This window comes from Pseudaminobacter soli (ex Li et al. 2025) (assembly GCF_003012705.1).
Taxonomy (GTDB): Bacteria; Pseudomonadota; Alphaproteobacteria; order Rhizobiales; family Rhizobiaceae; genus Pseudaminobacter; species Pseudaminobacter soli.
Genome location: NZ_PXYL01000016.1, coordinates 75,217 through 89,602, shown reverse-complemented (window position 1 = coordinate 89,602; position 14,386 = coordinate 75,217). Strand labels below are relative to the sequence as shown.

Here is a 14,386-nt window from a genome sequence, read left to right as displayed (position 1 = left end):
AGTTGTAGCTCGCGGAGGGGAGGACATGGACCGGCAGCAAACGCCGCTCAGGGTGACCGCAGGCCGGTTCGTGCGGACGGTCAGGATTTTTGCGAGCTCCGAGGTCGGCCGGAAGGCCAAGCTGTTGTTTATCGGCCTGGCTGCTCTCTTGTTCGGAGTTAGCATTCTGAACGTCGTCAACAGCTATGTTGGCCGAAACTTCATGAGTGCAATCGCCGAGCGGCGCACCGACGAATTCATGCGGCAGGCCGTGTTCTACATAGGTGTGTTCGCTGCATCCACGTTGGTGGCGGTCTTTGCCCGATTTGCCGAGGAGCGACTTGCCTTGCTCTGGCGCGAGTTCCTCACGCGCCGGGCCGTGGGAATGTATCTGGCAGACGGAACCTACTATCGGCTCGATGCTTCGGGGACACTCTCGCACCCGGACCAGAGAATTTCGGAGGACATCCGGGCATTCACGACTACCACTCTTTCCTTCATCATCATGGCGCTCAACAGCAGCCTCACCGTCTTTGCTTTTTCCGGTGTGCTCTGGACGATCAACCCCTTGCTGTTTGTTATAGCCGTTCTGTACGCGGCATGCGGTTCCTACCTCACGATCTCGCTGGGCCGGCCGCTAATCGGTCTCAATTATGATCAGCTCGACAAGGAGGCCGCCTTTCGTGCTGGTCTCATCCATGTTCGCGAAAACGCCGAACCGATCATCGTGGCCCGCGGCGAAGAGCAGCAGGCCGTTCTTTTGAGGGGACGTCTCGACGATCTGATCTCCAATTTCCGGCGAATCACGGCCATCAACCGCAATGTCGGGTTCTTCACGACCGGTTATAACTGGATGATTCAGATCATCCCCGCGCTCATCATAGCGCCCGCCTTCTTCCGGGGGGAAATCGAATTCGGCGTGATCACCCAGTCGGCGGCTGCCTTTGCGATGCTGGTGGCGGCGTTCTCGTTCATCGTCACCCAGTTTCAGCAGATTTCGACCTTCGCGGCTGTGGTCACTCGTCTGAACTCGCTGTCGGAAGCTATCGAAAACGTTAGCGCGAAGACTTCGGAAGGTGTCGAAGTCGTCGAAGCCGAAGCGCATCTTTCCTACGAGCACCTGACGTTGCTCTCGCCCACAGGAAAGCCTCTGCTGAAGGATCTGAACGTTTCGATCCCTGTTGGCCGGCGAATACTGGTGACCGGCCCGGATGAAGGTCCGGGCATGGCGTTGTTTCGGGCAACTGCCGGCATTCCTGCTGCCGGCACCGGGCGCATCATTCTCCCCGGCCGCGATGAAATCGGCTTCGTTCCTCAGCAATCCTATTTGCCTCAGGGAACGTTGCGCCAAATGCTGCAACCTCCCGAGAAGGCAAGGCAAGTCCCGGAGGAGCGGATTTTAGGGCTGTTAGGCGACCTGAATCTTGGACATCTGGTGAGAAGTGGGCTGGACACCGAACAGGATTGGGAACAGGCCCTTACGACACACGAGCAGCAGCTTCTGCGCCTTGCAAGCGTTCTCCTGGCGGCTCCGCGGTTTGTCTTCCTGGAAAAAGTCGAAGAGGTTCTGCATGTCGATCAGCTGAATCGAGTGCTGAGCGGCTTTGGCGAGAACCCGATCGCTTGCGTCAATTTCGAGGAAGCCGATGGCGCCGCGGGTGGCTTCTATGATGCCGTCCTCGAGTATGGTGAAGACGGCATCTGGATCTGGAAAGCAAATTGACCCGCTGTTGAGGCGCTCCCCAGGCACGTCAAGACGCCGCTGCAGTGACAGCTAGCCCCCTCAGCGCCGACGCCCGCCGCCACCGCGGCCACCACCGCCACGAAAACCACCACCGCCGCCCGGTCCAGCCATGTGCCGACGAGGCCTATGCGCGTTCGTACCATGCCTGCCATGTGACCCAGCCCCCATCGCGTAAGCACCCCGATTTGATGCGCCGTTCTGTATCTTGCCGTGACGGGCACTGGCGACGTTGGAAGGCTTCTGCGGCCGATTGTGGGCCTTGCCTGCCGATTTCCCTTTGCCGGACGGCCGATCGACATTGGCCGCCGTCTTGACGTTGGGCTTGCGCGCATTTGCCTTGTTGGGATTGGCTTTCTTCGCACTGACGTTTTTGGCATTGGGCTTGTTGACGTTCGGCTTGTTGATGTTCGCCTTGTTGACGTTTGGCTTGTTTGCATTGGGCTTGTTGGCGCTGGCCGTGTTCCGACCGGGCTGGTTCTTCAATCCTTCGAGCGTGCTCTTGCCAACGTTGCCTGCCTTGGCTGTCTTGGCCGACCTGCGCTCGTTCTTGATGCTGGCTGTCCTGTTACGAAGGTCGTTGGCGCTGTTGCGTTCCAGACTGTTCCTGACGTTCGACTGGTTGAACTTTGCAAACTGATCCTGGTTGATATTGATTTTCGAACGGTCGACGTTCCGCCAGTCGACATCGTTGAGATTGACCTTGCCGTTGAAGTCGCGGTTCTTGAAGCAATGGTTGCAGTCGATGTCGACGTCGCCGTTCCAGCGTCCGCCCCAGATTCCCCAGTCGTTCCAGTCGATGGCAGCAGCCCACGCGGCGCCAGTCAGGGCTGCGGCATAGAAGGGGGCCGTCGGATACCAGTAGTCGGGATAGGGTTCGGGATAGTAGGAGATCGGCTCTGGCGGGTAGTCGGCCACGTAGAGCATCTGTGGCTCATACTGGGGCACGTACACCTGATCGGGGCTCGCCGACTGTATGACGACCTTGGCGTTCTCCTCGCTCACCTTGATCTTGTCGTCGGACTTGATGATATCCTTGGCTACCGCCTCGTGGCGTAGTTGCTGGATGGCCACAAGCACGTCCTTTTGCTGATTGGCGATCGCGTCGCCCAGCTTTTGTGTCCACTCGAGATCGCTGCTCATCTTCTTGACGATATCGGGGTAGTTGAGCAGCGAGATCACGCTCTCGTCCCAACTCGCTTTCGGCTTCAGCTTCTTGTCCTTGGCGTACTGCCCGAGATAGCGATCGGCCTCGACGACCTGAAGTGGATAGAGCGACGCCTGCGAGATCACGGCAATCAATTCGTCAGGATAGAGCGCAATCGGCGCGACCAGAACTTGCAGCTCATGTTCAGTGAGCGGGGTCGGCGCAGAGGTGCCGGCCGTCGGGGCGTTCGCAGCCCCTGTTTGTTCCTGCGCGTAAGTTGCTGAAAGCGAAATCGTGCCGGCGGCAAGGACTAGGGAAACGGCCGCCAAAATCAAACCCCAGCGTGTCATAGCAACCTCACTTCCGGCATGCAGAAACGCCAGCTTTCTGAGCGTCATATCAATAACTTCGTAGGTAGCGCGGTGCGCAAAGAAGACAATCAGGAGGAGCTATCACAAACGCGAAGTATCGATAGCCAATCTATCCGTCTCTGAATTTTGAGTACCCGGGTGAGCGCCCGTGAGAAGAAAGGCACCGATAGAAACCAGCACGTTTAACGCCTTTCCAGCGTGGGCGGCTCGCCAGCTCTGACGGGCTTGAAAGCCGGACTGGGTGGTCCGCTTCTCAAACTTGGCCAGGACGCGCCACTCAGCCTGCGGTCCAAGCCGGGCGCCAGGCCATCGCTGGAACGGCCTCGTTCCGCCAATATCGTAGAGGAAGTCATCCCATATTGTCGACAAAACAGTTGACAATGTGGGTCTGCGTTCTCAATATGAAAAGCAAGCGAACGGCATTGCGACCATTAAGGTGATCGGGCGAATCCCGCTCGGCAACGTGAGCGGCGACGTTTCGTGTTGGCCGAAGGGCGTGGGTGGAGCACCTCTTCGATGTCAGTTGCCTGGACAAAAGACCTCCGGAATGGGGGCACGTCGAACGGGAGGAGCGAGTATGGGCAAGGAAGCGTTGGCGGATATGTGGCACTCGCCATACCGGTGATCCGCTTGTTCGCAGAACAGATTCAGCCCCAACTCAACTGACGAGGCCTTGGATGCTGGTTTTCCTTATTGGCCGCATCGGCAATGCCATCATGGTCATGCTCGCCGTTGCCATGCTCGCGTTTCTGATATTCCGCCTTGCAGGCGACCCGGTCGAGCTCATGGCCAACGAGCAGATGACTCAGGCGGATCGCGATAACCTGCGTGAGCGTATGGGGTTGAACGACGGTGTCGCAACTCAGTTCGCGCGCTTTGTCGTCAATGCAGCGCAGGGCGACTTTGGTATTTCCTATCGCAACGGACAGGACGTGCTCAACCTGATTGGCGAGCGCTTTCCGGCGACGCTCGAGTTGGTACTGGTGGCCACTTTGATTTCCCTAGTGGTCGGACTGCCGCTGGGGGTGCTCACAGCCATCAAGCGAGGGCGATGGTACACGGAGTCGTTGCAATTCCTTTCGATCGTCGGCGTCTCCCTGCCCAGCTTCGTGGTCGGCATTCTGCTCATCCTCGTCTTCTCAGTCATGCTTGGAGTGTCGCCGTCGTTCGGTCGGGGTGAGGTCGTTCAGATCGGCTGGTGGTCGACCGGACTGCTGACCCCCTCGGGGCGCGCGGCACTCGTCTTGCCGGCCATCGCGCTGTCGCTCTACCAAATCACGCTTATCATGCGCTTGGTGAGAGCTGAGATGCTGGAAGTGCTGCGTTCGGACTATGTGAAGTTCGCGCGGGCCAGGGGCATTCCGCGCTGGCGAATCTACTTCCGCCACGCACTGCGCAATTGCCTGATGCCGGTTGTGACCATGACGGCGATGAACGTCGGTTCGCTGATTGCTTTCGCGCTGATCACGGAAACCGTCTTCCAGTGGCCGGGCATGGGGATGCTTTTCATCCAGGCGGTCACCTTCCTCGATATCCCGGTGATGGCAGCCTATCTCTGCATCATCTCCTTCATCTTTGTCGCGCTCAACACGCTGGTTGACATCACCTATGCGGTGATCGACCCGCGTCTGCGCGCCACGCACTAACCGCGGAAGGTCAGGCGATGACGACCGACGTTTCGAAGCAAGGCGCCACGCCCCGCCCCAGCATGAGACAGCGCATCCGCAACAGCGATGTCTGGTGGTCCTTCACGCACAGCAAGTCCGCGATTGTCGCTGCAGTGATCCTGGCAGTGCTCGTGCTTGCGGCGGTCTTTGCGCCCCTGATCGCGCCACAGAACCCATACGATGCCGCACAACTCGATATGTGGAAGGCGGAACTGCCGCCAATGTGGGAACAGGGCGGCGAATGGCCCTACCTGCTCGGTACCGACACGCAAGGGCGCGACATGCTGTCGGCCATCCTCTACGGCACGCGCATCTCCATTGTGATCGGTCTCGCGTCGGTGGCGCTGTCGCTAGTGATCGGTATGACGGCCGGCCTCTGCGCCGGCTTTTTCGGGGGGTATATCGACAACATTCTGATGCGTCTGGGCGATATCACCCTGTCGATCCCGACTATCCTGATCGCGATCCTGGTGTCCACGGTTGTCCGGCAGCTTCTTCCGGCCGACCTGCGCGAGATCGGCGCCGCCGCCGTGCTGGTTCTGGCAATCGCCCTGTCATCGTGGGTGCAGTATGCGCGCACAGTGCGCGCACAGACGATCGTCGAGCGCAGCAAGGAATACGTCCAGGCGGCAAGACTGCTCAAGGTGCCGTCCCGCCGCATCCTGGCGTACCACATACTGCCCAACACGCTGACGCCGGTGCTGGTCGCCGCCACGCTGAACTTCGGCATGGCGATCCTGACCGAAGCGACGCTGTCGTTCCTCGGCATCGGTATGCCGCCTGGACAACCGTCATTGGGAACGCTGATCCGCATCGGCAATCAGTTCCTGTTCTCCGGCTCGTGGTGGATCGTGCTCTTTCCCGTGATCCAGCTCTGCCTGCTCGTCGTCGTCGTGAACATACTGGGCGACTGGTTGCGCGACGTTCTCAATCCAAAACTGAGGTAAGCGCTATGACCAACCTTTTGCTCCGAAACGTGCGGCCCTATGGCGGGACGAACAGCGATCTGCTGATCCGTGACGGGCGTATTGCCGGGATCGGCCGTTTCGAGGCGGAACCCGGAATGGCGGCTGAGGACGGCAACGGTGCCATTGCCGTTCCGGGCCTGATCGATGCGCATACCCATCTCGACAAGACGACCTGGGGCATGCCGTGGCACGAGAACAACCGCCGCGCCGTGCTGCGCGAGCGGATCGACTTCGAGCGTGAGAACCGCACGGCAATCGGCATTGATCCGCACCGTCAGTCGATGCGGCACGCGATCGGCCTCGCAGCCCACGGGGCCACCCATATCCGCAGCCATGTCGACATCGACCCGGTGCACCGCCTTGCAATCGTCGATGGCGTGATGGAGACGCGCGAGAAGCTCAAGGGCATCATCGACATCGAGATCGTTGCCTTCCCGCAGTCTGGCGTGATGGTGATGCCCGGCACGCTGGAGCTGCTCGACGAGGCGCTGAGCCAGGGTTGCGAGGTGCTGGGCGGTATCGATCCCTGCGGCATCGACCGCGATCCGAAGGGACAGCTGGACGCGATTTTCGCGCTCGCGCTGAAGCACCAGTGCCCGATCGACATCCACCTGCATGAAACGGGCGACCTCGGCGCATTCACCATGGAGCTGATGTTCGAGCGCATCCGCGCCAACGGCATGCAGGGCAAAGTCGCGATCAGTCACGCCTTTGCGCTCGGCATGAACGACTATCTGCGCGTCGGCCAGCTGATCGAGCAGATCGCTGAGCTCGATGTTGCGATCCTGACGACCGGCGCGCCGTCGGCCACCGTGCCGTCTATCATGCGTCTCAAGCAGGCCGGCATCCGTGTCGGCGCCGGCTGCGACGGCATCCGCGATACCTGGGGGCCGTGGGGTCAGCCCGACATGCTCGACCGCGCCAAGATCGTCGGCATGAAGAATGGCTTGCGCTCGGACATCGAGCTTGAGCACGTGCTGCACATCGTTTCGCAAGGAGGAGCGGATGTAATGCGCCTCGAAGGCTACGGTTTGGCAGAGGGCTGCAAGGCGGACCTCACGCTGTTGACCGGCGAGACGATTGCCCACGCTGTCGTCGATGTCGCGCCGCGTCCGCTGGTCGTCAAGGGCGGCCGCGTCACCGCGCGCAACGGCCACGCAGTGGTGGAAATGCCATGACACGACAGGTTCTCGACGCGCTCGAACTCGGCAAGCGCCCCGAAGGCCGCACATTGATATCGGCCGCCTGGGTGCTCGGCCATCGCGATGGCGGGCACCGGCTGGTCCCCAATGGCCAGGTCGTCATCGACGGTGGCGAGGTGATCTATGTCGGGACCGACTTTCCGGGCGAGGTGACCCACCACATCGATTTTGGCAATGCACTGGTCAGTCCGGGCTTCATAGATCTCGACGCTCTGTCGGATCTCGACACGACCATCCTCGGTATCGACCATCATCCCGGCTGGGCCAAGGGGAGGGTATGGCCGAGGTCCTATGTCGAGGCTGGCCCCTACGAGATGTATTCGCAGGAGGAACTTGCCTTTCAGAAGCGGTTCGCCTTCGGCCAGCTTCTCCTGAACGGAATTACCACAGCCGCTCCCATCGCTTCGCTGTTCTATCGCGAGTGGGGCGAAACGGTCGTCGAATTCGACGCCGCGGCCGACGCCGCCGGCGAGTTGGGCCTCCGCGTCTATCTCAGCCCGGCCTATCGCGCCGGCGGCATGGTACTCGAGGCGCCCGGCCAGATGGTGCCTGTGTTCGACGAGCAGTGCGGTTTGGCTGGCCTGCGCGAGGCTGTCGACTATATCGGCCGGCAGACGGGCCGCCATGGCGACCTGGTGCGCGGGCTCTTGGTGCCGGATCGTGTCGAGACCTGCACCGAGGAGCTTCTTCGCCAGACGCAGGCGGCCGCCGGGGAACTCGGCTGCAAGATCCGCCTGCATATGGCGCAGGGGGCGATGGAGGTCGACACCGTGCGCAAGCTGCACGGCTCGACGGCACCGGTGTGGCTGGCGCGCGCCGGCCTGCTCAACGATCGGCTGATCGCGCCGCACGCCACCAACGCCACCGAGGAAGATCTCGAACTCTACGCCGCCAATGGTGTGTCGATCGTGCATTGCCCTCTGGTTTCGGCCCGCGGAGGCAGCACGCTAAACTCGTTCTCCAAGTGCCGGGAACGCGGCATCAATGTAGCAATGGGCACGGATACGGCGCCGGCCGACATGCTGATGAACCTGCTCGTCGGCCTGATCACCTGCCGCATCAACGACGGGGCGCCCGATCGCGTGCGCTGTGCCGACCTGTTCGACGCGGCGACACTCGGCGGGGCCAGGGCACTTGGTCGCGACGATATCGGCCGGCTTGCGCCCGGCACTCGCGCTGATATCGCCGTGTTCGGGCTCGATGATGCGGTGATGGCCCCGTCCATCGACCCGATCACCACGCTGGTGACGGGCGGTTCGGGCAAGGTCACGCAGGCGGTTTTCGTCGATGGCCGCCTGTCGATGCGCTTCGGCGAAGTCGCCGGCATCGATATGAAGGCTGCGCGACAGCGCGCCCAGCGGCAGTTCGACGGCCTGATCGCCAAATATCCGGATCGCAGCTGGGGGCATCCGCCGGTGTCGGAACTATTCCCGCCAAGCTATCCAATCGAAGGCAACGCCAATGGCTGAAGCCGAGAAAGCGGTGCTTGAGGTTCGCAACCTCAAGGTTGAGTTTCCTGGCCGCCGTGGAGTGGCGACGGCGTTGTCCGAGGTGAGTCTGTCGATCCGCCCCGGCGAGATCCTTGGCGTTGTTGGAGAGTCTGGCGCCGGCAAGTCGATGACCGGGCTGGCGATCCAGAGGTTGCTGGAAAGGCCGGGCCGCATAGCGGAAGGCGAGATCTGGCTCGCCGATCGCCGGATCGACAAGCTGGACGACCGCGAGATGGAAAGGATCCGCGGTCGTGAGATCGGCGCCATTTTCCAGGACCCGCTGACTTCGCTCAATCCCCTGTTCACGGTCGGTTCGCAGCTGACCGAGACCATCCGGCTGCACCTCGGCATGGGCAGGGCGGAGGCCAGGGCCCGCGCGATTTCGCTGCTAAAGGATGTCGGAATTCCCTCGCCCGAGGATCGCGTCGACCAGTACCCGCATCAGTTCTCCGGCGGAATGCGGCAACGCGTGGTCATCGCGCTCGCGCTCGCTGCCTCGCCGAAACTGATCATTGCGGACGAGCCGACTACGGCACTCGACGTTTCCATCCAGGCACAGATCACCTCGCTCCTGCGCAAGCTCTGTAAGGAAAAGCGGACGGCGGTGATGCTGGTCACGCACGACATGGGCGTCATCGCCGAGACGGCCGACAGGATCGCCGTCATGTATGCCGGGCGTCTTGTCGAGATCGGACCTGTAGACGAGGTGTTGCACGCGCCCCAGCATCCCTACACGCGCGGCCTGATGGCGTCGATCCCGGCGCTGGGCGCTCGGGTGGAGCGGCTCAACCAGATCGACGGTTCAATGCCGCGGCTCGACGCTATCCCTGACGGTTGTGCCTTCAACCCGCGCTGCAAGCAGGTCGGCCCTCGCTGCCGGCGTGAGCGTCCGAGCCTGGTGCCATCAGGTGCCGGAAGCAGCGCATGCTGGATCAATGCCGGAGGAACCGCATGACCGCGATGCTCGCGCAAAAGACGCATGCCCTCCGCGTCGAGGGGCTGGTCAAGACATTCGACGTGTCCGCGCCATGGCTCAATCGGCTGGTCGAGCGCAAGCCGCGACAGCACCTCCAGGCTGTCAACGACATCAGCTTCGAAGTGCCGCTAGGCGGTTGCCTCAGCCTTGTTGGTGAAAGCGGATGCGGCAAGTCCACGGTCGCCCGCCTGGTCACCGGGCTCTACAGCGCCAACAGCGGAAAGATGCAGTTTGCATCGGGCCCAGACGGCAAGACCCTGTCTGCCCAGATGATCTTTCAGGACCCCTATGCCTCGCTGAACCCGCGCTGGCGGGTCAAGAACATCATCGCCGAGCCGATACGCGAATTGAAGCTGCGCAAGTCGGCGGCCGAGATCGACGAGCGCGTGGTGGAGTTGCTGAAGACCGTGGGACTGTCGGCTTCGGATGGCCAGAAGTTTCCGCACGAATTCTCGGGCGGGCAGCGGCAGCGCATCTCGATTGCCCGTGCGCTGGCGAGTGAACCGCGCTTCCTGGTCTGCGACGAGCCGACCTCGGCTCTAGATGTCTCGGTGCAAGCCCAGGTGCTCAACTTGATGCGGCGTCTGCAGGACGAGTTCGGCCTGACCTACCTATTCATCAGCCACGACATGAGTGTGGTCCGGCACATGTCCGACCGCATCGCGGTGATGTATCTCGGCCGCATCGTCGAGGAAGGCGACACCGAGGAGCTGTTCGCTCGGCCGCGCCATCCCTACACGCAACTGTTGCTGCAGACGATCCCCAATATCGAGAAGCCGCAGCGGGACCGGATCACCGCCGGCGGCGAGGTGCCGAGCCCATTCAAACCGCCGTCAGGCTGTCCATTCCACCCGCGCTGCCCGAGCGCTACGGCGCGCTGTTCGGCCGAACTGCCCAAGGTGCGCACGCTGGCCAGTGGAACGCGCGTTGCCTGCCATCTCGTGCAAGAGGATTGAAGATGTCGCGCCCGGATTACGCCAGCGCGGCTCTGAGGTCATGGGACATGTCGCGCACTTCTCTCAAGTCGAGCTCCGACTCCACATGCTCGAGATGATGCTCCATCAGCGCCGCCGCTTTCTTGAGGTTGCCCTTGGCGATCTCCTCGACGATTTCTGCGTGCTCGTCCGGTCCGCAGTTGAAACGGGCCGTGTTGCGATAGACAGCCGTGATCAGCGAAGTGCGCGAGATCAGGTCGCGCATCATGCCGAAGAGGAAGTCGGAGCCGGAGATCTCTGCGAGAAGCAGATGGAAACCGCCGGACAGCTTGATGATCTCGGTGGTGTGATCCGCAGCGCTAGCCGCCCGCTCCTGCACGACATGGCTGCGCAGGCGCGTGAGGTCGGCCTTCGAGATAGAAGTGCCGATGCGCTCGACCACGCAGGCCTCGACCGAACGACGGACGGCAAAAACGTCCTTGGCTTCGTCGACCGAGGGCTGGCAGACGAAAGCACCGCGATTGGGGATGATCGTCACCAGCCCCTCGCGCTCGAGCGCCGTAAGGGCTTGGCGAACACGTGCGCGGCTGACGTCGAAAATCGCCGCCATCTGCCCTTCCTTGAGCTGGACGCCAGGGCGGAGCCGGCGTTCGGCAATAGAAAGCCAGACTTTTTCGACGATCTGCTGCGTCGATGCACTTGCTTGTTCGGTCATGAAACTATGCCTCCCACAATGGCCGACAATCGTCATGCGCCACGAAAAGTCAACATTCATATAGGTTTACCTGATCCGCATTTTGATGACAATTTGTTTTGAAGTTGTGTACCAAATGAAGCGGGATTGAGAGGATCATGGAGTTCGATTTCACCAGGCTGGACATGGACAGCCGCTATCGGCTGCTGACCAATTTCATAGGTCCACGGCCGATAGCGCTCGTCACGACCCGTTCGGCCAGCGGGCAACGCAATGCCGCGCCGATGAGCTTCTTTAACGTTTTTTCGCATGAACCGCCGATCGTCGTGCTTGGCATCCAGCCGCGTCTTTCCGGCGAGGACAAGGACACGGTCGTCAACATCCGCCGCACCGGAGAGTTCGTGGTCAACATGGTCGACATGGCGCTTTCGCAGCAGATGTTGATCTGCGGCCTGGCGTTCGACAGCGACGTTGACGAGCTGGGGGTGGCGAAGCTGCCGACCACTCGCTGCGCACAAATCGACGTGGATTACGTCAGCGATGCACCCTGTTCCTTCGAGTGCCGCGTCGAGCGACTGATCGAATACCCGCGTCGCGTGCTGGTGCTGGGCGAAGTCGTCCATATGCATGTCCGTCGCGATTGCCTCGACGAGGGCGGGCGCTACGTCAATCCAGAGACCTACCAGCCGATCGCGCGGCTTCATGCGGACAACTACATCACTTCCGACCGCCAGTTCGTGCTCAAGGCGCCGGCGATCGCGATGTTCTGAAGGCAACTCAAACCGGCGACTAGGATCCAGCAAATTGCACATCCGCCTGATCAATCCGAATTCAACAGCTTCGATGACCAGCCAGGCGCTGGAAAGCGCCCTGCGTGTGGCGAGCGCTGGAACGCGAGTGACCGCTGTGAACCCGACGTCTTCACCAGTCAGCATCGAGGGCAGCCTCGATGAGGCGCTGGCGGTGCCGGACATGCTGCACGAGATCCGCAAGGGCGAAGAACAGGGCGTCGATGCCTATGTCATTGCTTGCTTCGATGACCCTGGACTGCATGCCGCCCGCGAGGTGGCAAAGGGTCCGGTGATCGGTATCTGCCAGGCTGCGGTTCAGGTCGCGATGACTATCAGCCGGCGTTTCTCTGTTGTCACCACGCTGCCGCGTTCCGTGCCGATCATCGAAGACATCGTCCAGGCCTATGGTGCCGGGCATCACTGCCGCGCCGTGCGTGCGATCGATCTGCCTGTTCTCGGCCTCGAGGAGGACCCTGAAACGGCGGAGCGTCTGCTGATCGAGGCAATCGAGCGCGCCAAGGTCGAAGACCGGGCCGAGACGATCATTCTCGGCTGCGCCGGCATGTCCCGACTGTGCGAGCGCTTGACGGAAGTGACAGGCGTTCCGGTTATTGATGGGGTGACCGCCGCCCTCAAGATCGCTGAGGCGCTGGTCGGCGCAGGCTACTCGACCTCGAAGGTCAATGGCTACAACTATCCGCGCCAGAAGGGGCAGGGGACTGCCTCCGCCCACCGTCAGTGTCTGGCGGTCAACGGTTAGAATCTCTACGCACAGGGGACCGGATTTCGGTTCCTAGCCTCCCACTTCTGCTCTCGGTCCGCCCCTGGGTTCTGGTGGCGGACCGAATAGTATTCAGCGGCTTGAATTTACACTGCGGGAGGTGCCGGCGGCACAACCGGCTCGTCGAACGTCCGGCTGAGCTTGCCCCAGCCAGGGTCATGCATATGCGCGTGCAGGCCGGCCCGTTCGACCAATGCCTGCGCTTCCTTCTCACCGAAATCGAGCACATCGTTGACGTTGGCCGTCAATACCCTGCCGCCATCCATCAGGACTTTGCCATCGACGATCACGGTTTCGACGTCGCTGCCAAGCGCCTGCTGAACCAGGCGGTGAACCACCATCCAGTTGGGGGTCAGGTGTGGCTGGCGCATGTTGATGATGGCGATGTCGGCCTTCTTGCCGATCTCGAGCGAGCCGATCTCGCGATCCATGCCGAGAGCTCTGGCGGCATCGATCGTGATCATCTCGAAGACCTTGCCGGGCGGCAGGAGATAGCGGTCGTGGTTGTGCAGCAGGTGCTGTGTATACTGGGCAAGGCGGGCAGTCTGCAGCAGGTCGAAGTGACGGCTGGGCGATACGCCGTCTGTGGTGATGGCTACCGGCACGCCCCTGGCAATCATGTTGAGCACCGGCGTTGCGCGGCCGGGTGGCGCGTGGGTGACATACGTGCCCGTCTCGGCAAGGATGTCGATTTCCTCGTGGGAGATCCCCCAGCAATGCTGGAGATGAACATCCGGGCCGAGGATTGCGTTCTCCTTGTCCTGGAAGGCCATCCGGATCTGGCCGGCGAAAGCGTCGGAATGGATGCGCACGCCCCATTTGCGTGCGGTCTCGCGGATGCGCCGCGCTTGCATGCGATCGTTGTCGGTCAACTTCACGGCCTGGTCGGGCGTCGACGCGTTCGACGGGTCGAGCGAGGGCACGATGGTGAAGGGTGTGAGGAACACCTTGATGCGCCCGCCGGCGCTCCCGTCCAAATCCTGGATAGTCGCCTCGGCGCCTTCGATCATTTCCTCGAACGAGACATGGCGCCGCTCCGGCTTGCCGCTTTCCCAGCGCGTCACCGGATGCGGCCAGGGCAGCCCTGCCGGCCCGACGCAGATGATCTCCCTGAGCCCGATTTCGTCATAGGCCTTCGCATGGTTGCTGGCGAAGACGGGGTCGTCGCTCCTCGGCATCGACGAGATGATGCTGACACCCGTAGTGACGCCGGCGCGAAGCCGCTCGAGGCCACCTACCAGACCGTCCGCATGCCAGTAGTCGCGGGTCGTGTAGTGATAGTAGGTGGGAGTTACGATCCGCATCCACATCGAATTGGTATCCGACGCTATGCTGCGGATCAGCACGTGCCCGGCGTGGCCGTGGGCATCGATGAGTCCAGGGATGATGAGCTTGCCCCGGCAATCAAGGACCTTCTTACCCTGGTGCTTAGGCTCAAGATCGCTTGCTGTTCCAATGTCGACAATCCTATCGCCTGAGATGGCGATTGCGCCGTCTTCGATGATACGCCTTTCGGCATCCACTGTGACGATGGTCCCGTGCAGCAATAGCAGGTCGCTCATGCGGCTTTCCTCCATTCCCTTTAGCTGCTGGCCTTCTGGCGCCCCCGGTCTCCTCCGCGATGCACGACGCCAGCGTAACCTA

12 protein-coding genes are annotated in these 14,386 nt (G+C 61.7%); 9 read left to right on the top strand and 3 right to left on the bottom strand.

What is annotated here, in order from left to right; all coding sequences use genetic code 11:
• The first annotated feature begins 25 nt into the window (after nucleotides 1-25).
• On the top strand, nucleotides 26-1,702 hold the full coding sequence (locus C7I85_RS23735) for an ABC transporter ATP-binding protein/permease (RefSeq protein WP_106726489.1): 1,677 nt from the start codon (nucleotides 26-28) through the stop codon (nucleotides 1,700-1,702).
• Between the two features lie 60 nt (nucleotides 1,703-1,762).
• Here C7I85_RS23735 and C7I85_RS23730 read toward each other — a convergent pair whose 3' ends face one another.
• Complete coding sequence (locus tag C7I85_RS23730) at nucleotides 1,763-3,217, bottom strand: DUF3300 domain-containing protein (protein ID WP_106726512.1); 1,455 nt, start codon at nucleotides 3,215-3,217, stop codon at nucleotides 1,763-1,765.
• A 698-nt stretch (nucleotides 3,218-3,915) separates the two neighbouring features.
• Between C7I85_RS23730 and C7I85_RS23725 the strand changes: the two genes are divergently transcribed.
• The 6 genes from C7I85_RS23725 to C7I85_RS23700 are packed head-to-tail and all read left to right on the top strand — an operon-like array spanning nucleotide 3,916 to nucleotide 10,497.
• Nucleotides 3,916-4,884 (top strand): ABC transporter permease, encoded by a 969-nt coding sequence (locus tag C7I85_RS23725; RefSeq protein WP_106726488.1) that lies wholly within the window; start codon nucleotides 3,916-3,918, stop codon nucleotides 4,882-4,884.
• A 17-nt stretch (nucleotides 4,885-4,901) separates the two neighbouring features.
• Nucleotides 4,902-5,852: an ABC transporter permease gene (locus C7I85_RS23720; RefSeq protein WP_106726487.1), complete on the top strand. Its 951-nt coding sequence runs from the start codon at nucleotides 4,902-4,904 to the stop codon at nucleotides 5,850-5,852.
• Nucleotides 5,853-5,857: 5 nt separating this feature from the next.
• Nucleotides 5,858-7,051, top strand: coding sequence for an amidohydrolase family protein (locus tag C7I85_RS23715; protein WP_106726486.1), 1,194 nt, complete (start codon nucleotides 5,858-5,860; stop codon nucleotides 7,049-7,051).
• Entirely contained in the window at nucleotides 7,048-8,544 is a 1,497-nt protein-coding gene (locus tag C7I85_RS23710) for an amidohydrolase family protein (RefSeq protein WP_106726485.1), read from the top strand. The genes C7I85_RS23715 and C7I85_RS23710 overlap by 4 nt, the downstream gene beginning before the upstream one ends.
• Entirely contained in the window at nucleotides 8,537-9,520 is a 984-nt protein-coding gene (locus C7I85_RS23705) for an ABC transporter ATP-binding protein (protein WP_106726484.1), read from the top strand. The genes C7I85_RS23710 and C7I85_RS23705 overlap by 8 nt, the downstream gene beginning before the upstream one ends.
• Nucleotides 9,517-10,497 (top strand): ABC transporter ATP-binding protein, encoded by a 981-nt coding sequence (locus C7I85_RS23700; protein ID WP_106726483.1) that lies wholly within the window; start codon nucleotides 9,517-9,519, stop codon nucleotides 10,495-10,497. The genes C7I85_RS23705 and C7I85_RS23700 overlap by 4 nt, the downstream gene beginning before the upstream one ends.
• A gap of 16 nt (nucleotides 10,498-10,513) precedes the next feature.
• On the opposite strand, the gene C7I85_RS23695 is transcribed toward C7I85_RS23700, so the two are convergent.
• Nucleotides 10,514-11,191: a GntR family transcriptional regulator gene (locus C7I85_RS23695; protein ID WP_106726482.1), complete on the bottom strand. Its 678-nt coding sequence runs from the start codon at nucleotides 11,189-11,191 to the stop codon at nucleotides 10,514-10,516.
• Nucleotides 11,192-11,328: 137 nt separating this feature from the next.
• Between C7I85_RS23695 and C7I85_RS23690 the strand changes: the two genes are divergently transcribed.
• Complete coding sequence (locus C7I85_RS23690) at nucleotides 11,329-11,940, top strand: flavin reductase family protein (protein WP_106726481.1); 612 nt, start codon at nucleotides 11,329-11,331, stop codon at nucleotides 11,938-11,940.
• A gap of 34 nt (nucleotides 11,941-11,974) precedes the next feature.
• Nucleotides 11,975-12,721, top strand: coding sequence for an aspartate/glutamate racemase family protein (locus C7I85_RS23685; protein WP_106726480.1), 747 nt, complete (start codon nucleotides 11,975-11,977; stop codon nucleotides 12,719-12,721).
• Between the two features lie 107 nt (nucleotides 12,722-12,828).
• Here C7I85_RS23685 and C7I85_RS23680 read toward each other — a convergent pair whose 3' ends face one another.
• Nucleotides 12,829-14,304 carry an amidohydrolase family protein gene (locus C7I85_RS23680; protein WP_106726511.1) on the bottom strand — a complete coding sequence of 492 codons (1,476 nt, stop codon included), beginning with the start codon at nucleotides 14,302-14,304 and terminating at the stop codon, nucleotides 12,829-12,831.
• Between the last annotated feature and the right edge of the window lie 82 nt (nucleotides 14,305-14,386).